We start from the raw sequence: 23,071 nt of genomic DNA on the forward strand, positions 1-23,071 counted from the left end.
CTTCCTTTTTATATAGTTCTAAATCCTTTCAAAGATGAATCTGTATCTAGTTGTTCTATTTTATAATCCGAAACTTTGGAAGCAGGGGAAGCACCCTCAATTACAGCTTGGGTAAATTGTTCAAGGTTTTGTTCCTCACCTTGTGCATAGACCTCTACATACTGTTCAACATTTTGTACAGTCCCTGATATTTGATATTTTTGAGCTAGGCGTTCTGTGAAATAACGAAATCCGACACCTTGAACTTGCCCAAAAACTTGAATTTTTCTACGTTGCATAAGATCACCTCTTTGTTTTATTATACGAATTTTCAACGTAAAATCCTAATATTTACTACATTTACAGCAATCTATAGAACGAAACACATTCCTTGAAATTCTCATGGAAATAGTTGAAAATAAAAAGGAACAATTATTCAATAAAGGGGATTATAACGTGTGGACAGTCAATATGATCAGAGCTGACTATGAGGGATGGTGGTTGTTCGATGACTGGCGTGAAAAAATTTACGAACAATATCATTTTGAGAACTATGAGGATATGCTCGAAAAATATAAAGATTTAGTTTGTTTGTCTAAAATGAAATTTGATAATTTCACGAAAGGTAAATATAATATTTATGCATTTTATAATAATTGTGATATGAGATTTTGCGAAGATTGCGATGAAGATATGCAAATATTTTATAGCTTTATCGTATTAAATAATAACGAAGTTTATTACGACCTTCCAATTATTGAGTAATTAATTTTTACTATTTGTATTGCAATGATAGGGCGAATGCACTATAATTGGTTTTAAGCAATAGTTTTATTCCATATTGCAAAGAATATTTAGCTCAAACATATATATAGAAACATACTGATAGCATTACTTTTGCAAGATCTGTAAGGGTGGTATCGTACAATTTATAATTTGTTGAGTCAATAAAACAGTTATTTATCCACCTGCAGCTTATACATAAGACTGTTGAGAAGTGATTAGAATTATTGAGATAGCTCCGAATTACTTTTGTGGTTTTACAGTACTCTAATTATTTGTAAGTATTTTTTGTAATATGCGAATAATGCATATTGAATTTTAGTCTTGGAGGTTTCACAAATTATGAAACAAGGTACAGTTAAATGGTTCAACGCTGAAAAAGGATTCGGTTTTATCGAAGTTGAAGGAGAAAACGACGTATTCGTACACTTCTCAGCTATTAACCAAGAAGGTTACAAATCATTAGAAGAAGGTCAATCAGTTGAATTTGAAGTAGTTGAAGGCGACCGCGGTCCTCAAGCTGCAAACGTTGTTAAACTATAATAAATAGATTACATTTATTGACTATTTAAAACACTTTACTTCTGTAAAGTGTTTTTTTCTTGTTTTATCCACGCTAAACTCTAAAACTCCTAATGTAAATTTATTTTAAAATTTTAGTAAATTAAAATTTCTACATACATTTCTGTGCTATATTCTACTTACTAAATATAGACTGCATATACATCATACAGCACAGAAGGAGCACATCTATGAATAAGAACACACACAATCACTATTACTCAATCCGCAAATTCACTATGGGAACAGCCTCAATTTTAATCGGAACAGGTGTTTATTTAGGTATCAGTCATCAAGCAGAAGCAGCTGAAGGAGATACACCTGCGCCAACTATCTCAAATTCACAAACACAAACCGCACTAAATGCACCTCAAACTGCTGGTGCAAAAACTCCATCAACACAAACTAATCCTGCAACAACTTCACAGCCTAACTTTAAAATCGGGGATTATGCATGGGTAGATACAGATGGTGATGGTATTCAAGGCGATACTGAAAAGCCTCTAGCCAATCTCAAAATAGATTTAACACAAAATGGCCAAACTATCGCTTCAACAACTACTGATGCGAACGGTAAATATCTTTTTTCAAATGTCGCAAATGGTACTTATGAATTAAATTATGAAACACCAGACGGCTACACTCCAACACAAGTACAAGCAGGCGAAGATGACACAAAAGATTCCAATGGCGGACCAGCAGAAGTCACAATTAATAATTCAGATGATCTTTCCATTGATTTCGGTTATTTAAAAGACGAACCTGTACCCGTAGCAAAATATAACATGGGTGATTTCGTTTGGAATGATTTAAACCAAAATGGTATTCAAGATAAAGATGAACCTGGTTTAAAAGACGTACAAGTGACGCTTACAAATCCGGATAACACGAATTTAACAACCACAACTAATGAAAAAGGCAACTACACATTTACTGATTTGCCGAACGGCAACTATAAAATTGCCTTTGCGACACCTGTAGGTTTTGTACCTACCAAAACAGGCCAAGGCGATATTGATGTAGATTCAAATGGTGTTAACGCCGATGTGCTGATTCAAGACGCGAATAACGCCTTTGTGGACAGTGGTTTCTATCAATTACCGACATCATTTAAAATCGGACATTTAGCGTGGGTAGATGCTGATCAAGATGGCATTCAAGGAGATACTGAACTTGGTCTCGCTCGTGTTAAAGTCGATTTGACTAAAGATGGTAAAGTAGTCGCAACTACTGTGACAGATAGTAATGGACACTATCAGTTTGATAATGTTAATAATGGCACTTACCAAGTTGAATTCGATGTACCTGAAGGTTATACACCGACACAAGTTCAAGCAGGCGAAGATGAAACAAAGGATTCTAACGGTACACCTGTGGAAGTCACAATCGATAATGCAGACAATTTATCTATTGATATGGGGTATTTAAAAGATGCACCGACACCTGTCGCTGTCTATGAATTAGGAGATTATGTATGGAATGATTTAAACGAAAACGGTATCCAAGATAAAGATGAACCTGGCTTAAAAGACGTACAAGTGACGCTTACAAATCCAGACAACTCTATTTTGACTACAGTGACAGATGCAAAAGGTAATTATAAATTTTCTCAAATACCTAACGGAAAATATAAAATTGCCTTTACGACACCTGCAGGTTTTGTGCCTACTAAAACAGGTCAAGGCGAAGCAGATAATGACTCTAACGGCAATGTCACTGAAATTGAAATTGCGGATGCAAATAACGATTTTGTAGATAGCGGCTTCTATAAACCAGTGGTGAAAACACCTGAAGTTCAACCAGTAACACCAGAATCACCTAATAAAACAAATCAACCTGTATCAGAAGAAGATCAAACTGATTATTCTTCACAGTTATTAGAATTTACACCAACTGAAACAACACAAAATACTCAACCAACTACAGATACAAAAGTACCTGTAATAAGTACACCTGAAACTGAAGTTGAAGATAATACCGATTATTCTACTGAATTACTGAACCAAAATAATCAAGTGATTGAAATTGAAGATAACACAGATTATTCTTCACAATTATTAGAATATACGCCAGCACCAACTACTTCAGTAACAACGCCAGTTACAGTAAACAAAGCTTCTTGTGAAGTTGCAGATTCAAAAACAAAAGATTATATAGAAAATGCTTCATCCGTTTTAGAATCAAATCATGTCTCAACGCCTGCGTCAAAAGCAGTACAATCAGGCAATAATACCGAAACTGAAAAACAAAAAGAACCAATAAAACAAAAACAAGCGCAGACTAACATTGATAAAAAGGATAATGTTTCTAATAAAGTTGAAAAAACAGTGAATCCAAAAGCTGAAGTTGACTCATCTCTTATAGGTAAGAAAGCTGATGTATCCGTCAATACTAAACAAACAACTGCAGCTAAAAGCGAGTCTTCTAACAATAAAGTCCAAACAAATCACGTTTCTAAAAAGAAACAAGAGAAAAAAGAATTACCAAAAACAGGGGAGTCAGCACTGACATCTAGTATCGTATTATTCGGTTTATCTCTAGCGGCAGTCGGCAGCGCTCTATTATTGAAACGTCGTAATTCTAAAAATTAAATAGGGAATGTAGTATCAAAAAAACGAACTGACAATGATCAGTTCGTTTTTGCTTTATACATATTTATTGATTATAAGGTTTATTTAACTTTTGTGTCATTGATGATTAATTGACGCAACGATTGACGTTTGATAACTTCTCTTGCTTTACCATCTTTAATAAAGAATACCGAAGGTTTCTGCATTTGGTTATAATTAGATGACATTGAGTAGTGATAAGCACCTGTAGATAAAATCGCTAAGTAATCTCCGCGATGTACTGATTCAGGAAGTTTGATATCACGTGCAATGATATCACCAGATTCACATAATTTACCTGAGATTGTTACAGTATCGTCCGCTTCTTCTTCGCGGTTCACAAGTAAAGCTTCGTATTTAGCACCATATAGAGCTGTACGAATATGATCACTCATACCGCCGTCAATCGATACATATTTATTAACACCAGGGATTTCTTTAATTGTTCCGACTTCATAAAGTGTTACACCCGCTTCTCCCACAATTGAGCGTCCGGGCTCAATACCGATAGTAGGCAATGGATAATCTGCTTCTTTCGCAATATCTTTCAGCGCATCTGTAATTGATTTGATGCCTGATTCGATAGGGAAGCTGACATCTCCTTCAACATAGCGGATGCCGAAGCCGCCGCCGATATTTAATAGGTCTACTTCTAAATTCAAACCTTTTAGCCAGTTAATTACAATTTTAGCCGTTTCAATCATTGCTTCTGTACCTTCAATTTGAGATCCGATATGGAAGTGGATACCTTTAAGATTCAATTTTGAACTTGCTTGAATCTTTTCAATCGCTTGATCCGCAAGACCGTATCTGATTGATAAACCAAATTTACTGTCTTCTTGACCTGTTTGAATAAATTCATGTGTATGTGCCTCAACACCTGGGTTAACACGTAAAACAACATCTACAGAATCTGATGCGTATTTTTGAATTAATTCGATTTCGTCTAAAGAATCAATCACGAAATAACCGATTTTGCTCTCTAACGCATATTGAATTTCATGTTTTGTTTTATTGTTCCCATGGAAGTGGATGTTTGCTGGGTCATAGCCCGCTTCTAAAGCCGTATATAGTTCGCCTTCAGATACGACATCTAAGCTTAAACCTTCTTCTTGAACAAGTTTTACCATTTGCAGGCAAGTGAATGCTTTTGAAGCATAAGAGATATTATAATCAATTCCGCTTTCTTCAAATGCATTTTTATATCTGCGCATTTGATTGCGGATTTGGTCTTCATCATAAACAATAGTAGGTGTCCCAAAGCTTTGTGCAATCATTTCTAAGCTTGTACCGCCCATCGTTAATTTACCGTTTTTATATTCTACAACCATCTTATCTGATCTCCTTTATCAAAGAATCATGGTTCAGCGCACTCAGCTGTTCAGAGTTCGCGCCTACACCTTTAAACGTATATTCATCGATACGCATATCTTCATTATATAGTATCACTTCATCTTGTGCAGTAACGTTGTCGTCAACCGCAACAAACATATGACTCATCATTAATGCTTTAATAGGGTAGCGTTTATTATTGATAATTGCTTCATGTTTGGCTCTTGTTCTCAGTACACCATCACCGTAACCCATATCCACAACTGCAAGTTTAGTATGGTCTTGTTCAACTTCATAAGCAAAACTATAGCCGCAATATTCGCCTTTATTGACATCTCTAACTTGAATCACATTGCCCTTAACTGTTAATGCTTGTGTGATATCTGATTCAGATAAACTGCTGTAAGGTCTTGAACCATAGAGTGCAATACCGACACGCGCATGGGTATGATGTTCCAATAAAGTTTGGCCTTCACGATAATAAGCTGCACTGTTTTGTGCATGGATTAAATCAAAGTGATAACCTTCAGATAACAATGCATCTACTATATTGACCCATGCTTCTTTTTCTATATCGTATTCCGGTACATCGAATTCATCCGCATAACCGAAGTGTGTCCATAGGCCGCTGATAATCATTTTGTCATTGCTGGTATTTGCCGCATGATCATTCAATACTTCTTTTATTTCATCTAATGTTTTAAGACCTGATCGATGCAATAGATTTTCAAATTCCAGATGCACATGAATCCCAGCTAAATCGCGCTTATGTTCATAATAATATGCCAAAGAGGGAAGTGTCATATGGATTTTGTTGTCGCGTACTGTATCAAAATCATAGACTGCATTCATTAAGAATATTGTCGCTTCAGGTGCTATTTTTCTAATACGTACAGCTTCCGCAAGGGAAGTGGTACTGAAAGTGTTGATTCCGACTTCTAAAAAAGCTTCCACTGAAAATTCCAAACCATAGTTATACGCATTGTTTTTCACTACAGCCATTAAATTGTGGTTGTTTTTGACACGTTTTGCGTTGTCTATAAATTTTTGACGATTGACTGACCAAATCGCTGTCATGAAGTGACCTCCTTGTTATATTGGAATAATAGATTTTCATAGTAATCTGCAATTCTGATTAATTGTCCTTCATCAAAATTAAGTTTTGGTGTATGAAGACCATGTACCCAATCTTTGGCTTCATTTCTAATTCCTACAAATGCAAAATAACTTGGCGCAATTTGACTGTAGAAGCTAAAGTCTTCACCGAATAAATAAGGTTTATCCATTTCAACCACATTAAAGTCTGCCGCTTTAAGTGCGCGAACTACACCATCATGCAAGCTTGGATCATTGTAAGTAGGGGGATAACCTTCCTCGAATTTCACTTCGCAGTTAACACCAAATAATAATTGGACACTTTGTGCTATTTTAGTCATTTGATCCTTAACTGCTTGCAAATCATTCGTATCATACGTACGGATTGTACCTTCTAAATAACCATTGCTTGGTACAGTATTAATGGCTTCGCCAGCATTGAATCTTCCCATATGCACAATATTGCGTTGCAAACCGTTTAAGTGATATTGCTGAATTTGACCGACTTGATTTAATACATGCGTTAGAGCTTCTCCGCATGATTTGCCTTGTTCTTTATTTGCTACATGACTGGATTGTCCTTTTAAGAAGAAACGATACTCTGTTGCACTTGCTGTAATTTCTTCATTTAAAATTGTCACAGTACCTTCATCATTGAAAGGCATCACATGTATACCGAATACTGCTTCAATCGGATAGTTATCAAACGCACCGGCTTTAATTAATCGATTGGCACCGGCACCTGTTTCTTCAGCTGGTTGGAAAATAAAGACAACATTTTGCGGTAATTTGCCTTCATCATATAAAGCTTTGCAGCGTCTTACAAACAACATTAGGGCAGTAGTATGTCCATCATGACCGCACGCATGCATAACATTTGCTTTGCTGCTTTTGAATGCTACTTCATTTTCCTCTTGAATAGGCAATGCATCAATATCTGCTCTGAAAGCCACTGTATGATCGCCATTACCTTGAAGGTAAGCAATCACACCAGTTTCTAATGGTCTTTCATAAGGAACACCGATAGACTCTAAGAAAGCAATAAGATGTGCAGTTGTTTCATGTTCTTCTAAACTTAGTTCTGGGTTTTGATGCAAATGGCGACGATGTTCAGTTACAAATTCTAATTCACTTTGTGTCATAATATCATTCCTTTTTAATACTCATAATATGTATAAAAGGCGTATGTGATGCTTTGACGAACGCACACAATACGCCTTTTAAAATTCATTTTCTCTTATATTTTGCGCTTGTCCGAATTAGTCATTTAATTTACGTAAAGCTGATACGATTTCACGTTTTGAATCTTCAACTTCAGATGTTTGTTTAATGACTTTGGCAGGTGTACCTGCTACAACTGCGCCTGCTGGTACGTCTTGCGTTACAATTGCGCCAGCCGCAACAATTGCACCTTCACCAACACGTACGCCTTCTAAAATTACGGCATTTGCACCGATTAATACATTATCTTCGATAACAACAGGGGATGCGCTTGGAGGTTCGATTACACCAGCAAGTACTGCACCTGCACCTACGTGTACATTTTTACCTGTTGTAGCTCTGCCGCCTAATGTTGCGTTCATATCAATCATTGTGCCTTCGCCGACAACTGCACCGATATTGATTGTCGCACCCATCATAACAACAGCGCCATCTTCGATAATTGCTTGTTCGCGGATGAATGCACCTGGTTCGATACGTGCATTTGTATTGCGTAAATCTTTTAATGGAATTGCTGAATTGCGGCGATCCATTTCAATTTCTACATCTTCAATGTAGTTTTTATTTTCTTCATAGAATTTATCCCAATCGTCAGCTTCACAGAAAATCACTTTTGAATTTTCGCTGCCGAATACTTTGAATGATTCAGGGTAGCTCACTTGTCCTAGAGCACCGTTAATATATACTTTTAGTGGTGTTGATTTCTTCGCATCACTAATATATTGAATAATTTCTTCTGCCGTTAAATCTTTTGCCATTACTGGTTCATCTCCTCTGTTTAATTAATTATTTAAATTGTCAAATGTATAATACCCATTTGATTTTGTAACCAATCGTTCTGCTGCTTTAATTGCGCCGTTCGCAAAGATATCTTTAGATTGTGCACGGTGAGTTAATTCGATTGTTTCATCGACACCTGCAAATAATACTTCATGTTCCCCGACAATTGTACCGCCGCGTACTGCACTGATACCGATATCTTCAGGTTTTCTTCGTTCAGTCGTTTGTGAACGATCATATACAGGATTGACTTCATCTTTTACTTCTTTAATAACATCTAATAATTTAATCAATGTACCGCTTGGTGCATCTACTTTTTTATTATGATGTGCTTCAATTAATTCAATATCATAGCCTTGTAATAGAGGTACGGCTAACTCTAATAGTTTCGTCATTACATGAATGCCGTAACTCATATTTGCACTGAAGAATACAGGCATATTTTCACTAAGTTCTTTTAATTTCGCAATGATTTTTTCTTTTTCTCCTGTTGTCGCAACAACAACCGGTAATTTGAAATCTTGATCTAATAACGGTAATAACAATTCCGGATTAGAAAAGTCGATTGCGACTTCAGCATCTTTTGCCTCGCTGATTTGATTGAAAGCAGGGTAGGGGTAATTGCTGTCTGGATCAGGAACAATAATCCCTGTAATTTCATGACCTTGCTCTTCAGCTAATCTAGCTACACGTTGGTTCATTGCACCATATCCGATTAATAAAATTTTCATTAAAGTTCACCCGCTTTATATTTGGCATAAGCTGTTTCAAGTTGTTTACGATCAGATTCTTCAAGCGTCACTAATGGTAAACGCACTTCATAGTTTCCGAAACCTTCAACTGCAGTCAATGCTTTGATTGGAATAGGGTTGACGTCTACTGATAATGCATTTAATAAACGGCTGATCGGTTCAAAGTCTTTGTCGATTGCTTCGCCGCGTTTTGCTTTTTCATATAAAGCTTGGAAATCTCCAGGAATCACATTCGCAACTACAGAAATAACACCATGACCGCCTTCTGCATAATAGCGTACTACGTTATCATCGTTACCGCTGTAAAGTGTGAACTCTGATAAATCTAAACGTTCTTTTAATGCACGGTGATAGTCGAAATCATTTGTCGCATCTTTTAGTGCTACAATGTAAGGGTTTTTCGCAAGTTCAACCATTGTTTCGACTTCAATTGTCATATTCGTTCTTGATGGTACATTATATAAGACAACCGGTAGTTCCACTGCATTTGCGATAGTAGTGAAATGTGCAATTAAGCCGCGTTGGCTTGTTTTATTATAGTAAGGTGTGATTAACATGATACCGTCTGCACCTAATTCTTTTGCACGTAATGATGCATCTAAAGATTTTTGTGTAGAGTTTGTACCTGTCCCAGCAATTATTGCTGCTTTGCCATCAACTTGTTTGATTACAGCTTTCAGCACTTGTTCTTTTTCATCTTGTGTTAATGTAGGGTTCTCTGCAGTGGTACCATTTACCACGATAGCTTGGATATTGTTGTCTAATAAATATTGTACATGTTGTTCTAATGCTTCATAATCCACTTCGTTATCTGTGAATGGGGTAGTTAATGCTACTCCGACTCCTTCAAATAAACGACTCATATTAAGAAACTCCTTTCATTGATAAAACTTGTTCTAGAATTTGTACTGTGTTTAATGCTGCACCTTTAAGCAAGTTATCTGATGTTACCCAAACATGGAATGTGTTATCTAATGAATCGTCTTGACGGATACGTCCGACAAACACTTCATCTTTACCAGTTGAATTGATTGCTAAAGGATATTCATTATTTTCCGGATTATCGATAAGTACGACACGATCATCATTATCGAATAATTCTTGGATTTCTTTTACTGTCGCTGGTTTATCTAAAGTAACATCCATTTCAACACTGTGGCTGTCTAATACAGGTACACGTACACATGTTGCTGTTACTTTTAAATCAGGCAAGTTTAAAATTTTACGTGTTTCATCAATCATTTTTTGTTCTTCTTTTGTATAACCATTTTCTAAGAACACATCGATATGCGGTAATACGTTGTTATAAATAGGGTGAGGATAAGTTTTTGGTGCTTCTCCTTTTTCACCGTTCAACAAGTCATCTTTACCTGCATAACCTGAACCTGATACTGCTTGATATGTTGTATAAGCAACACGTTTTAAACCGAATTTGTCTTGTAATGGTTTTAAAGGTACGACAGATTGGATTGTTGAGCAGTTCGGGTTAGCGATGATACCTCTAGTGAATTTAGGTGCGTTGACTTCAGGTACAACTAAATCTATATCATCATGCATTCTCCATTGGCTTGAGTTATCGATAACGATAGCGCCTGCTTCTTCAAAAATAGGGGAGAAGTGTTCGCTTGTTGCGCCGCCGGCACTCATTAATACATAATCATAATGTTCTTTTGCTGCTTCTTCTGTTAACTCTTGAACAATATATGTTTTACCTTGGAACTCGATTTCTTTACCAGCAGATCTTGCTGAAGAAAATAATACAAGTTCATCAAATGGAATATTTTTTCGGTCAACTGTCTCTAACATTTTACTACCAACTAATCCTGTTGCTCCTGCGATTGCTAATTTTGTCATATTTAATTCACTCCATATTATTATTTTAGGAAGGCTCTGTTAATCCTTCTCGTACTTCTGATTCTAGATGCGATCGAATTGATTAAATATCAAATGTTTCATAAAGTTCTTTAACTGCACGTTCTCCATTTTCAGCATCAATAACATATGAAATACTGATTTCAGATGTTGTCGTCTGATAAAATGGAATCTTTGCATTAATCAAACTGATGAAAGCTTTAGATGCAACGCCAGATATATCTCTCATTCCTGACCCAATCAATGAAATTTTAGCGTAAGCATCATTTAATTTGAAGTCTAAAGCTTGGTAACTTTCTGACAATTTATCAAAAATGCTTTGGATTTGCGTTAAATCTGTATCTTTAATTGTGAATGAAAGCTGCAAGCCTTCAACATTTACAATTTGCGAAATCATATCGACGTTGACTTGACCCACTTCTAATTCTGTAAACAAGTCCGTTAATAGTTGATTGTCTGATAGGGGATAGCTGATAGTGACATGCATCATGTTTCTATCCAACGCTACACCTGTAACTGCTTTTTTCTCTAATAATTCTGTTTGTGACATAATCCACGTTCCTTCCACATTTGATAAAGTTCTTCCTAAATACAATGGAATGTTGTAATTATTGGCCAATTCCACACTTCGTGTTTCTAAAACCCCAGCACCAAGTGCACTCATTTCCATCATTTCTTCGTAAGAAACAAAGCTTAACCGCTTAGCATCTTTATAAATTCTAGGGTCGGTAGCATATACACCGTCTACATCTGTATAAATTTCACACGGTGTATCATTCGCTGCAGCAAGCGCAACAGCGGTTGTATCAGATCCGCCTCTGCCTAGAGTTGTCAGTTCGAATTCATCGTTGATGCCTTGGAATCCTGCTACAACTAAAACATCATTCGTTTCAAATGCCTTATCAAAAGTCTCTGGATTGATTTCTGCAATCTTACTTTTCAGATGATGTCCAACTGTTTTAATTCCGGCTTGATAACCTGTCATTGCTCTGGCATTCACCCCAATATCATTGAGTACCATAGACAAATAGGAAACCGTTTGCTGTTCGCCAGTGGTTAATAAGAGGGCGAGCTCTTGTTGTTTCGGTGCACTGGTAAGCGCAGCTACATTTTCCATTAATTGGTCAGTTGTTTTTCCCATTGCACTGACCACGACAATTAATTGTTCGTCATTATTTATTCTTTCTTTCAGCATTTCAGCAATATTTTTAATTTTCGTAAAATCACTGACAGACGAACCGCCGAATTTTAAAACACTTCTCTTCATTCTATACTTATCCTCCTCAATTATCGGGGGAGAATCACATATATAAAAAAAGCAAGTCCGGAATGCGAACTTGCTTTTTTTATATACAAGTGATGCACTCCATTATTTGATAATAATGACAGACCCTTAGCTCTTAACCTGAAAGTCCAACAATCATAACTCTGCATTTATGATCATTTCGGCATCTCACCCTTTCATTGCCAACTGCGACAGACAGTCTTTAAAGCAATTACTGATGATTGATGCGCCTCATCAAAAAACTATTCAATTAATTAGTATGTATCACATTATACATAGTTCTAATAGGGATGTAAACCAGAAATTTAAGATTTTTGGAAATTTACAGAAAAAAACCTAAATTCTGAACTTATTTACTAATTAAGTGTAATTTATACTTTGATACTTTCATTGTCTGTTATCAAATCAACTGTTATACAGTATAAATAGACAGTTCTATCTGCTTTAAACATAAAAAGGGAAGTTAAAGCTATACTTTAACTCCCAAAATTAAATTTATATCGAATTTTAGTTTAATACACCAGTTTCTTTTAAGTATTCTTCATAACTGATTTCTTTAGAAACAGCGCCTTTTGGATTTAAGTCGATCACACGGTTTGCGATTGTGTTGATAAACTCAAAGTCATGAGATGTGAAGATAATTGAACCTTTAAATGATTTCAATCCATCATTGACTGCTGTAATACTTTCTAAGTCTAAGTGGTTTGTCGGCTCATCCATTAACAATACGTTAGCACTTGAAAGCATCATTTTACTTAACATACAGCGTACTTTCTCTCCACCTGAAAGCACATTCGCTTTTTTCTTAACTTCTTCGCCGCTGAATAACATACGGCCTAAGAAACCGCGTAAGAATGTTTCAGTTTGTTCATCTTCAGGTGCATATTGACGCAGCCAATCTACTAATGTCAGATTAACACCTTCGAAGTATTCAGAGTTGTCTTTAGGGAAGTACGTTTGAGATGTTGTCACACCCCATTTAACTGTACCTTCGTCTGGTTCCATTTCTCCAGCTAAAATTTTCAGCAATGTTGTCTTCGCAATTTCGCTGTCACCAACAAGTACTGCTTTATCATTAGGATTCATAGTGAATGAAATATTATCTAATACTTTTTCACCATCAATTGTTTTTGATACATTTTCAACGAATAATAAATCATTACCGATTTCACGTTCTGGCGTGAACTTAACGAATGGGTAACGACGTGATGATGGTTGAATATCATCTAATTCGATTTTTTCTAATTGTTTCTTACGGCTTGTTGCTTGTTTAGATTTAGAAGCGTTGGCAGAGAAACGTGCAATGAAGTCTTGCAGTTCTTTGATTTTTCTTCTTTTTCTTATTTTGTTCTTGCGCCATTTTTTGAGCAAGCTGACTTGATTGATACCAGAAGTCGTAGTTTCCGACATAAACTTTGATTTTGCCGAAGTCTAAGTCAGCAATATGTGTACACACATTATTTAAGAAGTGACGGTCGTGGGAAACAACGATAACTGTATTTTCAAAGTTGATTAAGAAGTCTTCTAACCAGCTGATTGCCGGAATGTCTAAACCGTTGGTAGGCTCATCAAGTAATAATACATCTGGTTCGCCGAATAAACTTTGTGCAAGCAAGACTTTAACTTTTTGGTTGTTTTCTAACTCAGACATCTTTTTGTCATGCAAGTCTGCAGGAATACCTAAACCAGAAAGCAGGGTAGCTGCATCTGCTTCAGCATTCCAACCGTTCATTTCTGCGAATTCACCTTCGAGTTCTGCTGCGCGAATACCATCTTCATCACTGAAGTCTGGTTTCATATAAATTTCGTCTTTTTCTTTCATTACTTCGAATAAACGCTCGTGACCTTTAATAACTACATCTAGTACGCGTTCATCTTCATAAGCGAAGTGATCTTGTTTTAAGATCGCAAGTCTTTCATTTTTGCCCATAGAAACATGGCCAGTTTGTGAATCTAATTCACCAGATAGAATTTTTAAGAAAGTAGATTTACCTGCACCGTTTGCACCAATCAAACCATAGCAATTACCTTCTGTAAATTTGATATTTACATCTTCAAACAATTTACGATCGCCAAATCGCAAACTTACATCAGTAACTTGTAACATGAATTTCCTCCATTAATAGATATTTCTAACGCATGAATTATACCACATTAACGCTTTCCTTTCGATATAAGGCGTTTATTTACTCATTTTCTTCTATTATACAAGGAATCGATAGAACTTCTGTCTATACAAAAGGCTGGCATGTTATAATGTTTCTAATACAGAAAGTGGAAGGAGTTATTATGGCTTTAAAAGATAACGATATTATTGGATCAATTGAATTTCTCAAAGTAGCAGGTTTGAACGGTTCAACTTACCAATTAGAAGGCCCGAATGGCGAAGAAGTAAAACTGAATCAATCAGAAGTAAATGAAGAAGATGAATTAGAAATAGGTGAGGAATACAGTTTCTTCATTTATCCTAACCGTTCCGGCGATTTATTTGCGACACAAAACATGCCGGACATCACAACTACAAAATATGACTATGTCAAAGTATTAAAAACAGACCGCGACGGCGCAAAAGTAGATGCAGGATTGCCTAGAGAAGTATTAATCCCTTGGGAAGACCTTCCAAAAGTAAAATCACTATGGCCTCAAAACGGCGACTATGTTTTAGCAACACTAAGAATCGACAGTGAAAAGCAAATGTTTGCTCGACTTGCATCAGAAACTATTGTCAGCCAAATGTACACGCCGATTCATGATGACTCAATGCAAAACCAAATGGTAGAAGCAAGACCGTACCGTGTATTAAAAATAGGGAGTTTCTTACTTTCTAAAGACGGATACAAAATTTTCGTGCACGAAAGTGAAAGAAAAGCAGAACCGAGATTAGGGGAAGCTGTTGAAGTACGAATCATCGGGCACAATGAAAAAGGCGAACTGAACGGATCATTCTTGCCGTTTGCGCATGAACGTTTAGATGACGATGGCCAAGTCATCTTTGACCTATTAGTAGAATATGATGGCGAGCTGCCGTTTTGGGATAAATCCAGCCCTGAAGCTATCAAAGAAGTTTTCAATATGAGCAAAGGTGCATTCAAACGTGCAATCGGTCATTTATATAAGAAGAAAATCATTGATATTGAAACAGGTAAAATCAGCTTAACGAAAAAAGGCGAAGCAATTGCCCAATCAGAAGAACAATAAAATATGTAAGGTGTTAAAAACTAGGGTAATCGTATCCTAGTTTTTTCTTTTTGTTGTAACACCTCTGTAAAAAAAGCCCTCAAAATCATATCTTCTGCGATATATACGGATCTTATCAAGATAATTTCTAGGCAAACGCAAATTTTTCCAAAAAAATTTTGATGAAATTCGCGTTGAGCTTTTATGAAAGTAATATTAACGAAATATTAAAACGTTGTTATGACAAGGTTTATGAGCCGTTTGTTAACTTTGTAAAGATTGTAAATTTAAAATTCGTTCGCATTAATGATTTATTTACAATTCCTCTATTTGTAATTAACAATCCATATGTAATATAGGTGTTGAAAGTAATTACATACAGCTTGAGCACACATAACTCTTAACGCTCAAATGTTTATTTTTAGGAGGATTTCTTATCATGAAAAAATGGCAAGTTTTAGGTACTACAGTAATTGGAGCTTCATTATTATTAGGCGCATGTGGCAACGGTAGTAACGGCGGAAGCAGCGACGGTGGCGGAAGCAAGGACAAAGAAGTAAAAGGCGAAGTAAAAGGCGACGGTTCTTCAACTGTAGGACCAATTATTGAAATTTTAAATGAGAAATTTGCTCAAAAATATCCGAACGTTACAGTTTCATCAAGTACTTCTGGTACTGGCGGCGGTTTTGAAAAATTCATCGCTGGCGAAACTGATTTCTCAAACGCTTCAAGACCAATCAAACCAGAAGAGAAAAAGAAATTAGAAGAGAAAAGCATCAAATACACAGAATGGAAAATTGCTAAAGACGGCGTAACAATCGCAGTTAACAAAGACAACGACTTCGTTAAAGAATTAACTGTAGATGAATTGAAAAAAATCTATTCTGGTCAAGCTAAAACTTGGAAAGATGTAAACCCTAAATTCCCTGCAAAAGAAATCAAAGCATTCTCACCAGACCAATCACATGGTACTTACGATTTCTTCAGTGAAGAAGTTATGAACAAACAAGATATCAAAGCTGAGAAAAACGCTGATACAAACGTAATCGTACAATCAGTTAAAAACAATAAAAATGGTGTTGGTTACTTCGGTTACAACTTCTACGAACAAAACAAAGACTCATTAAAAGAAGTTAAAATCAAAGGTAAAGACGGTAAATCAATCGAGCCTACTAAGAAAACTATCCAAGATGGATCTTACGCTCTAAGCCGTGACTTATACATCTACACTAGCGACAAAAAATTAAAAGACAACAAAGCATTCAGCACATTCATTAAATTCGTATTAGAAGATAAAGGTAAATCAGCAGAAAAAGCTGGTTACGTAGCATTACCTGAAAAAACTTATGATGAGCAACTTAAAAAATTAGAAGAATCAACTAAATAATCACAGCACTACTCAAGTTGAACATCAATAAGCAGTAAGATTTTATATCTTACACTCAATATGCACTTGTCCACCCGAGCTGTGTCTCGGGTGGACTTGTTTAAAAATACTAATACACAATTTAATTTAGAATAACTTATTATTTTTCCAAGGGAAGGAAGAAAGGATTATGAAATCTCAACAAAATGTGAGAGAGATGATTGCCAACAACCAAAGAAAGAAAAAAGGCTTCAGTGATAAATTCGTTCCAATTATTTTAGCGATTATCGCAGTCATATCGATTTTAACAACGATTGGTATTCTCTTCACTCTATTAACAGAAACAATTACATTTTTCACACGTGTTTCAATCACAGAATTCTTATTCACTAAAGAATGGAACCCATTCTCAAGCAGTCCTAAATATGGTATTTGGGCATTAATCTTAGGTACTTTGAAAGTTACAGTAATTGCAACATTATTTGCAGTACCGATCGGATTAGGCGCAGCAATTTACCTTAGCGAATATGCAACAGACAGAATGCGTAAAATCATTAAACCAGTTCTTGAAATTTTAGCAGGGATTCCGACAATCGTATTCGGTTTCTTCGCATTAACTTTCGTAACACCATTGTTACGTTCGATTTTCCCAGAGCTCGGAAGCTTTAACTCAATTTCACCAGGGCTTGTAGTAGGGGTTATGATTATCCCGTTAATCACAAGTTTAAGTGAAGATGCAATGGCTTCTGTACCGAACAAAATCCGTGAAGGTGCGTTAGGTTTAGGCGCAACAAAATTCGAAGTATCAACTAAAGTCGTATTACCGGCAGCTATCTCTGGTATTGTTGCTTCAATCGTATTAGCGATTTCAAGAGCAATCGGTGAAACAATGATCGTATCTTTAGCCGCAGGTTCTACACCAGACTCAACATTTAAATTAACTGGTTCAATCCAAACAATGACAGGTTATATCGTACAAGTAGCAACAGGTGATGCTACGTTCGGTTCTGATATTTATTACAGTATTTATGCAGTAGGGTTCACACTCTTCCTCTTCACACTAGTAATGAATTTAATCTCTCAATGGATTTCAAAACGTTTCAGGGAGGAGTATTAAGATGGCGAGTACAACAACTACAAATAGCACAGGAAATAGCAGAGCGCTTGTCAATCAACAGCAAGTTGAAAAGAAACTATCATCTCGTTTAACTACAAACAAAGTACTGAAATGGGTATTCTTTGCTTGTACACTTATTGGTTTAGTCGTATTAGCAGCATTATTAATAGATACGTTAATTAAAGGTGTACCATTCTTAAAACCATCATTCTTTACGAACTTCTCGTCTTCAATGCCAACAATGGCTGGTATTAAAGGTGCATTAGTCGGAACTTTATGGTTAATGATTACTATCATTCCTATCTCAATTGTTTTAGGTGTAGGTACAGCGATTTATCTTGAAGAGTATGCAAAAGACAATGCTTTCACAAGCTTTGTGAAAATCAGTATTTCAAACTTAGCAGGTGTACCTTCAGTCGTATTCGGTTTATTAGGTCTTACTATCTTCGTACGTGGTATGGGAATTGAAGCTTTATCATTAGGCAAATCAGTTTTAGCAGCAGCATTGACAATGTCATTACTGATCTTGCCGGTTATTATCGTATCAAGCCAAGAGGCGATTCGTGCAGTACCTAAATCAGTACGTGAAGCAAGTTATGGACTAGGCGGTAACAAATGGCAAACAATCTACAGAATTGTATTACCAGCTGCCTTACCTGGTATCTTAACAGGATTCATCTTATCGTTATCTCGTGCATTAGGTGAAACAGCACCATTAATCTTAATCGGTATTCCAACGATCTTATTAAAATTACCAAGCGGCATTTTCGACCAATTCCAAGCAATGCCGATCCAAATTTACAACTGGGCAAAATTACCGCAAGAAGCATTCCAGCACGTTGCATCAGCAGGTATCATCGTATTACTTGTATTGCTTTTAGCAATGAACGGATTAGCTATCTTCTTAAGAAATAAATTCAGTAAGAAATATTAAGTCAACACTTAAAAAGCTCACGAATATTTTTAGCAAAGGAGTTTTGAAACATGGATAAAGTTCAAGACAAAAAACAAGGACAAGACAAGGCAGAACTTAACAAAGAGTTGCAAGGACATGAAAATGACAACCATATTACTGTCGAAGCAAATGTTAAGCCGCACGATTCAGGTATTGCTCAGCAATCTAAAGAAATCGTGTACTCTACACAAAATTTAGATTTATGGTATGGCGACAACCACGCATTAAAAAATATCAACTTAGATATTTTAGAAAATAATGTAACTGCAATTATCGGACCTTCAGGTTGCGGTAAATCTACTTACATTAAAACATTAAATAGAATGGTTGAACTTGTACCTGTTGTAAAAACTGCTGGTAAAATCCTTTACCGCGGCAACGACATTTTCAGCAGCAAACAATCTGTTGAAAAATTACGTACAAACGTAGGTATGGTGTTCCAACAACCGAACCCATTCCCTAAATCAATTTATGACAATATCACTTACGGACCGAAAATTCACGGTATCAAAGACAAAAAAGTCTTAGATGAAATCGTAGAAAAATCATTACGCGGCGCAGCAATTTGGGATGAATTAAAAGACAGATTACACCAAAACGCATATGGTTTATCAGGTGGTCAGCAACAACGTGTATGTATCGCTAGATGTTTAGCTATTGAGCCTGATGTTATCCTAATGGATGAACCAACATCAGCACTTGACCCAATCTCAACTTTAAAAGTTGAAGAATTAGTTCAAGAATTAAAAGAACAATACTCAATCATCATGGTAACGCATAACATGCAACAAGCAGCACGTATTTCAGACAAAACAGCATTCTTCTTAAATGGTTACGTTAATGAATATGATGATACTGACAAGCTCTTCTCTAATCCTTCTGACAAACAAACAGAAGACTATATCTCAGGACGTTTCGGTTAATGACAGTTATTCGTCAGCATTACGAAGAGCAGTTAAAAGACTTAATCCAAGATTTGCACAATCTTGGGGTTAAAGTCTACTACAGTATCGACAGTGCAGTGCAATCATTAAACAAAGATGATCGCAACTTTGCACGTCAAATCATTAAACGTGACTTAGATATTAACCAATTAGAAGATGAAATTAACGAAAAAGTAATTATGCTGATTACGAAACAACAACCTATTGCGACAGATTTAAGAATGATGATTGCAGCACTTAAAATTGCATCAGAATTCGAGCGAATCGGAGATAATGCAGCAAGCATTGCGAAGATCCGCAAACGTGTTAAAATTACTGACCATTACATTTTGACACGTCTAAAAACAATGGGGGACTTAGCTTTACTCATGTTAAAGGATTTAGATACGGCCTTTAAAAATAAAGACGTTACGCTTATCCTTGAAATCATCGAAAGAGATAAAGACATTGACGACCTATATAAAGATATCGTCAATACGACTTATCTGATTGATAATGATCCATTCGTAGCTGGTCAAGCACATTTAGCAGCGAGACACTTAGAACGAATGGGAGATCATATCGCAAATATCGCTGAAAATATTTATTACTATATTACAGGCGAAACTTACGAATCTTATATCTAAAAATAAACAACTTTCAAATACAAACAGGGATACTGCTTACTCCGGCAGTATCCCTGTTCTTTTATGCTTATATTCTATTCAATAATTTGACTATGCTTGTTCAATTTCTTTTGTTAAAGATTCTAACTCATCTACGAGGCTGCTGATATAACTGATTGTTTCACGCAGCGGCGCATCTGTTGTAATATCGATACCAGCTGTTTTTGCTAAATCAACCGGCGATAAACTTCCGCCTGCTTTAAGTGTATTCAACCAATCTTCAACTGCCGGCTGACCTTCATTTTTAATACGTTGAGACATTACTGTACCGATAGTTAAACCAGCTGAATATGTGTAAGAATAAAGCCCCATGTAATAATGCGGTTGACGCATCCAAGTTAATTCTGCACCTTCAGAAATTTCCACAGCATCTCCGAAGAAGTCTTGATAGACTTTGCGCGTAATTTCATTTAACACAGGTGCAGTTAATGATTCGCCTTGATCCACTAAACGGTAAACTTCTCTTTGATATGCGGCTTCTAATAAGTGTGTAACCATATTATGATAATACGTTCTGGATATGATAGAGGCGATTACCCAGCGTTTGAATTTCGGATCATCGCTGTTTTTGAAGAGATAATTCGACATTAACATTTCATTAGTTGTAGAAGGTGCTTCTACAAAGTACATAGAAGCCTCTGACTCTAAGAAGTTTTGGTGCTGCTGCGCAAGATTAAAGTGGCCCGCATGTCCTAATTCATGTGCAAGCACAAAGGTTTCATTCATTTTGCCTGTCCATGAAATAAAGACATAACTATGAGAAGCAAATGGACTGGCACAATATGCGCCTGTTTCTTTGCCTTTATTCTGAGCAAAATCAATCCAGCGATCTTCATAAGCTGCTTGTACCATTTTAAGATAATCATCGCCTAAAATACCTAAAGCATTATAAATATACTGCTTAGAATCTTCGATTGATATTTCAGGTTCGAAATCAGGGTCAATCGATACTTTCAAGTCTTCAAATTTCATATGATCAAAGCCATGTACTTTTTGAAGCAATTTAGCATAGCGCTGCATTACCGGTGCCAAATCACTCATGATAACATCGATTTGACGGTCATACATTTCTCTTGTTACTTCTTGTTCTTCTAATAAATAATCAATAACTGAATCGTAACCTCTTAAGTCCGCTTCAATTTTCTCTTGTTGTACATGTGTATTATAAATTGCTGCTGTTGTATTTTGATATTTACGCAATGCATCGCTGAAGTATTTGAAACTTTTGCGTCTGAATTTTGTATTTGGATTATCTTCATATTCATTTTCGAAAGTAGGGTAGTCTAACGGATAAGTTTGGCCGTCTACTTCAAACGGTTCAAAATGAATATCCAGCATTTTAGTGATACCGTACATATCATAAGCCGCACTGAATGTCGGTGATAATGAAGCAAGTGTCTTTTCAACTTCATAAGAGAGTTGATAAGGTTTGCGATGTTTTAATTTTGTAAGGTAATGCGGATAAGGTGTTTCTGCTATTAATGTATCGAGCTGTTCATCAGATAACGCTAAAATCTCTGATTCCACAAATGCAAGCTGACTTGCAATTTTACCATATGAAGTGCTGAGTTTCGCACTGAGCTTTTGTCCATCCGTATCAGTAGTATCCACACTTAAACGCATTTCAGCATAATTGCCTAAACGATCGATTTGAACTAAGAGCTCCACAAATTCAGGTAAAGCTGCTTTTACTTGTTCGACTGAAGCAAGTTGATTTTCGTAAGATTCATTAAATGCTGCTGTTGCTTGTAAAACTTTGTCTAGTGTTTGATAGAATACTTCGTCATTCTCAAACAGATCGGATAAATCCCATTTCTCTTGCTTAGGAACATCTTTTCTTAATGGTAATCCTTGGCTCATATAGAATTCCCCCTGCAAATAATATTTGATATAAGTTTATATAATAAAGTATACATCAAGCAAGATATGAACGCATCTGGTGCCCATTGTCTTTTAATTCACGTTCTTAACACTTTACTGTACAATATTAATAAGATAGACGATTGAATTCTCATTCGATTGAATTGAGAGGAGTTAGATTATGACGATTTTTGATATGCCGAACTTTCTATGGATAACGATTGCACTAGTACTCATCATTACTGCTTTTGGTGGATTAGCTTTAGGCAAATGGGTAGCACCTGCAGTCTTTACCTTTATTGTACTAGGCGTACTTGCATTCTTTATACCAAACTTTACTAAGATTACTTATCAGCCGTTATTAGGCTATGCTGCATTTATGGCCATTATCAGTTTGATTGAAAGTTTCTTGATTTGGTATTTCACACGCGATTTCAGACGCCGCAGATTAGAAAAACGCATGCAGAAGGAACTGCGCGAGCAAGAAGAGAGAGATTCGCGATTTCATAGATTCCGCAGAAATAAATAACAATTTGTATTCTTTAACAAGTCTGGTATATTACAGGCTTGTTTTATTTTGCATTCTTATGCAACATCAACTAACTTGCTTTCAAAATTATTGATGAAGTATTATAATTGAGCAGTAAATTAACATAGAGAGAGAAAGGAAGTGAACAGCATCTCAGTCAATAGCGCAAGTCTATTACATATCATGATT

At 36.0% G+C, this 23,071-nt stretch carries 20 protein-coding genes, 1 pseudogene and 1 riboswitch; of the genes and pseudogenes, 10 read left to right on the forward strand and 11 right to left on the reverse strand.

Going from position 1 to position 23,071, the window contains the following annotated elements:
- Positions 1-8: 8 nt before the first annotated feature.
- Positions 9-278 (reverse strand): acylphosphatase, encoded by a 270-nt coding sequence (locus C7N65_RS02095; protein WP_105992811.1) that lies wholly within the window; start codon positions 276-278, stop codon positions 9-11.
- A 157-nt stretch (positions 279-435) separates the two neighbouring features.
- Here C7N65_RS02095 and msaA point away from each other — a divergent pair, with 157 nt between their 5' ends.
- From msaA to C7N65_RS02110, 3 genes are all read left to right on the forward strand, one after another.
- The gene (gene msaA / locus C7N65_RS02100) at positions 436-744 is read left to right on the forward strand and encodes a regulatory protein MsaA (RefSeq protein WP_105992812.1); all 309 of its coding nucleotides are present in this window, start codon (positions 436-438) and stop codon (positions 742-744) included.
- 360 nt (positions 745-1,104) lie between these two features.
- Positions 1,105-1,305: a cold shock protein CspA gene (gene cspA, locus C7N65_RS02105; RefSeq protein ID WP_001831260.1), complete on the forward strand. Its 201-nt coding sequence runs from the start codon at positions 1,105-1,107 to the stop codon at positions 1,303-1,305.
- A gap of 209 nt (positions 1,306-1,514) precedes the next feature.
- On the forward strand, positions 1,515-3,914 hold the full coding sequence (locus C7N65_RS02110) for an SdrD B-like domain-containing protein (protein WP_105992813.1): 2,400 nt from the start codon (positions 1,515-1,517) through the stop codon (positions 3,912-3,914).
- Positions 3,915-3,994: 80 nt separating this feature from the next.
- On the opposite strand, the gene lysA is transcribed toward C7N65_RS02110, so the two are convergent.
- From lysA to C7N65_RS02155, 9 genes and pseudogenes are all read right to left on the reverse strand, one after another.
- Positions 3,995-5,263: a diaminopimelate decarboxylase gene (gene lysA / locus C7N65_RS02115; RefSeq protein WP_105992814.1), complete on the reverse strand. Its 1,269-nt coding sequence runs from the start codon at positions 5,261-5,263 to the stop codon at positions 3,995-3,997.
- 1 nt (position 5,264) lies between these two features.
- Complete coding sequence (locus C7N65_RS02120) at positions 5,265-6,341, reverse strand: alanine racemase (protein WP_105992815.1); 1,077 nt, start codon at positions 6,339-6,341, stop codon at positions 5,265-5,267.
- Complete coding sequence (locus C7N65_RS02125; RefSeq protein WP_105992816.1) at positions 6,338-7,501, reverse strand: M20 metallopeptidase family protein; 1,164 nt, start codon at positions 7,499-7,501, stop codon at positions 6,338-6,340. The genes C7N65_RS02120 and C7N65_RS02125 overlap by 4 nt, the downstream gene beginning before the upstream one ends.
- A 117-nt stretch (positions 7,502-7,618) precedes the next feature.
- Positions 7,619-8,338: a 2,3,4,5-tetrahydropyridine-2,6-dicarboxylate N-acetyltransferase gene (gene dapD / locus C7N65_RS02130; RefSeq protein WP_105992817.1), complete on the reverse strand. Its 720-nt coding sequence runs from the start codon at positions 8,336-8,338 to the stop codon at positions 7,619-7,621.
- 24 nt (positions 8,339-8,362) lie between these two features.
- Positions 8,363-9,091 carry a 4-hydroxy-tetrahydrodipicolinate reductase gene (dapB, locus tag C7N65_RS02135; protein ID WP_105992818.1) on the reverse strand — a complete coding sequence of 243 codons (729 nt, stop codon included), beginning with the start codon at positions 9,089-9,091 and terminating at the stop codon, positions 8,363-8,365.
- Entirely contained in the window at positions 9,091-9,975 is an 885-nt protein-coding gene (dapA, locus tag C7N65_RS02140; protein WP_105992819.1) for a 4-hydroxy-tetrahydrodipicolinate synthase, read from the reverse strand. Before dapA ends, dapB begins: the two co-directional genes overlap by 1 nt.
- Before the next feature lies 1 nt (position 9,976).
- Complete coding sequence (locus tag C7N65_RS02145) at positions 9,977-10,966, reverse strand: aspartate-semialdehyde dehydrogenase (protein ID WP_105992820.1); 990 nt, start codon at positions 10,964-10,966, stop codon at positions 9,977-9,979.
- An 82-nt stretch (positions 10,967-11,048) separates the two neighbouring features.
- Positions 11,049-12,251: an aspartate kinase gene (locus C7N65_RS02150; protein WP_105992821.1), complete on the reverse strand. Its 1,203-nt coding sequence runs from the start codon at positions 12,249-12,251 to the stop codon at positions 11,049-11,051.
- Positions 12,252-12,335: 84 nt separating this feature from the next.
- Positions 12,336-12,512: riboswitch (Lysine riboswitch) on the reverse strand.
- A 264-nt stretch (positions 12,513-12,776) separates the two neighbouring features.
- Positions 12,777-14,376, reverse strand: a pseudogene (locus C7N65_RS02155) (ABC-F family ATP-binding cassette domain-containing protein).
- 182 nt (positions 14,377-14,558) lie between these two features.
- Between C7N65_RS02155 and C7N65_RS02160 the strand changes: the two are divergent.
- From C7N65_RS02160 to phoU, 6 genes are all read left to right on the forward strand, one after another.
- The gene (locus tag C7N65_RS02160; RefSeq protein ID WP_105992822.1) at positions 14,559-15,467 is read left to right on the forward strand and encodes a S1 RNA-binding domain-containing protein; all 909 of its coding nucleotides are present in this window, start codon (positions 14,559-14,561) and stop codon (positions 15,465-15,467) included.
- A gap of 418 nt (positions 15,468-15,885) precedes the next feature.
- The gene (locus C7N65_RS02165) at positions 15,886-16,833 is read left to right on the forward strand and encodes a phosphate ABC transporter substrate-binding protein PstS family protein (protein ID WP_105992823.1); all 948 of its coding nucleotides are present in this window, start codon (positions 15,886-15,888) and stop codon (positions 16,831-16,833) included.
- A 169-nt stretch (positions 16,834-17,002) separates the two neighbouring features.
- Positions 17,003-17,929, forward strand: coding sequence for a phosphate ABC transporter permease subunit PstC (gene pstC / locus C7N65_RS02170; RefSeq protein ID WP_105992824.1), 927 nt, complete (start codon positions 17,003-17,005; stop codon positions 17,927-17,929).
- 1 nt (position 17,930) lies between these two features.
- Positions 17,931-18,863: a phosphate ABC transporter permease PstA gene (gene pstA / locus C7N65_RS02175; protein ID WP_105992825.1), complete on the forward strand. Its 933-nt coding sequence runs from the start codon at positions 17,931-17,933 to the stop codon at positions 18,861-18,863.
- Between the two features lie 50 nt (positions 18,864-18,913).
- Positions 18,914-19,807, forward strand: coding sequence for a phosphate ABC transporter ATP-binding protein PstB (gene pstB, locus C7N65_RS02180; protein ID WP_234019039.1), 894 nt, complete (start codon positions 18,914-18,916; stop codon positions 19,805-19,807).
- A complete protein-coding gene (phoU, locus tag C7N65_RS02185; protein WP_105992826.1) occupies positions 19,807-20,454 on the forward strand; it encodes a phosphate signaling complex protein PhoU in 648 nt (215 codons plus the stop codon). Before pstB ends, phoU begins: the two co-directional genes overlap by 1 nt.
- A gap of 90 nt (positions 20,455-20,544) precedes the next feature.
- Here phoU and pepF read toward each other — a convergent pair whose 3' ends face one another.
- On the reverse strand, positions 20,545-22,353 hold the full coding sequence (gene pepF, locus C7N65_RS02190; RefSeq protein ID WP_105992827.1) for an oligoendopeptidase F: 1,809 nt from the start codon (positions 22,351-22,353) through the stop codon (positions 20,545-20,547).
- 181 nt (positions 22,354-22,534) lie between these two features.
- On the opposite strand from pepF, the gene C7N65_RS02195 reads away from it, so the two are divergent.
- Complete coding sequence (locus C7N65_RS02195) at positions 22,535-22,882, forward strand: hypothetical protein (protein WP_105992828.1); 348 nt, start codon at positions 22,535-22,537, stop codon at positions 22,880-22,882.
- Positions 22,883-23,071: the final 189 nt, after the last annotated feature.

It is taken from the genome of Staphylococcus simulans (assembly GCF_002994445.1).
GTDB classification, from domain to species: domain Bacteria; phylum Bacillota; class Bacilli; order Staphylococcales; family Staphylococcaceae; genus Staphylococcus; species Staphylococcus simulans_B.

Coding starts and splice junctions, on each gene's coding strand:
- C7N65_RS02195 (WP_105992828.1), top strand. CDS start 22,535: ATGACGATTTTTGATATGCCGAACTTTCTATGGATAACGATTGCACTA.
- C7N65_RS02110 (WP_105992813.1), top strand. CDS start 1,515: ATGAATAAGAACACACACAATCACTATTACTCAATCCGCAAATTCACT.
- pstB (WP_234019039.1), top strand. CDS start 18,914: ATGGATAAAGTTCAAGACAAAAAACAAGGACAAGACAAGGCAGAACTT.
- dapA (WP_105992819.1), bottom strand. CDS start 9,975: ATGAGTCGTTTATTTGAAGGAGTCGGAGTAGCATTAACTACCCCATTC.
- cspA (WP_001831260.1), top strand. CDS start 1,105: ATGAAACAAGGTACAGTTAAATGGTTCAACGCTGAAAAAGGATTCGGT.
- lysA (WP_105992814.1), bottom strand. CDS start 5,263: ATGGTTGTAGAATATAAAAACGGTAAATTAACGATGGGCGGTACAAGC.
- pepF (WP_105992827.1), bottom strand. CDS start 22,353: ATGAGCCAAGGATTACCATTAAGAAAAGATGTTCCTAAGCAAGAGAAA.
- C7N65_RS02145 (WP_105992820.1), bottom strand. CDS start 10,966: ATGACAAAATTAGCAATCGCAGGAGCAACAGGATTAGTTGGTAGTAAA.
- C7N65_RS02160 (WP_105992822.1), top strand. CDS start 14,559: ATGGCTTTAAAAGATAACGATATTATTGGATCAATTGAATTTCTCAAA.
- dapD (WP_105992817.1), bottom strand. CDS start 8,338: ATGGCAAAAGATTTAACGGCAGAAGAAATTATTCAATATATTAGTGAT.
- C7N65_RS02120 (WP_105992815.1), bottom strand. CDS start 6,341: ATGACAGCGATTTGGTCAGTCAATCGTCAAAAATTTATAGACAACGCA.
- C7N65_RS02095 (WP_105992811.1), bottom strand. CDS start 278: ATGCAACGTAGAAAAATTCAAGTTTTTGGGCAAGTTCAAGGTGTCGGA.
- pstA (WP_105992825.1), top strand. CDS start 17,931: ATGGCGAGTACAACAACTACAAATAGCACAGGAAATAGCAGAGCGCTT.
- pstC (WP_105992824.1), top strand. CDS start 17,003: ATGAAATCTCAACAAAATGTGAGAGAGATGATTGCCAACAACCAAAGA.
- C7N65_RS02125 (WP_105992816.1), bottom strand. CDS start 7,501: ATGACACAAAGTGAATTAGAATTTGTAACTGAACATCGTCGCCATTTG.
- C7N65_RS02165 (WP_105992823.1), top strand. CDS start 15,886: ATGAAAAAATGGCAAGTTTTAGGTACTACAGTAATTGGAGCTTCATTA.
- C7N65_RS02150 (WP_105992821.1), bottom strand. CDS start 12,251: ATGAAGAGAAGTGTTTTAAAATTCGGCGGTTCGTCTGTCAGTGATTTT.
- dapB (WP_105992818.1), bottom strand. CDS start 9,091: ATGAAAATTTTATTAATCGGATATGGTGCAATGAACCAACGTGTAGCT.
- phoU (WP_105992826.1), top strand. CDS start 19,807: ATGACAGTTATTCGTCAGCATTACGAAGAGCAGTTAAAAGACTTAATC.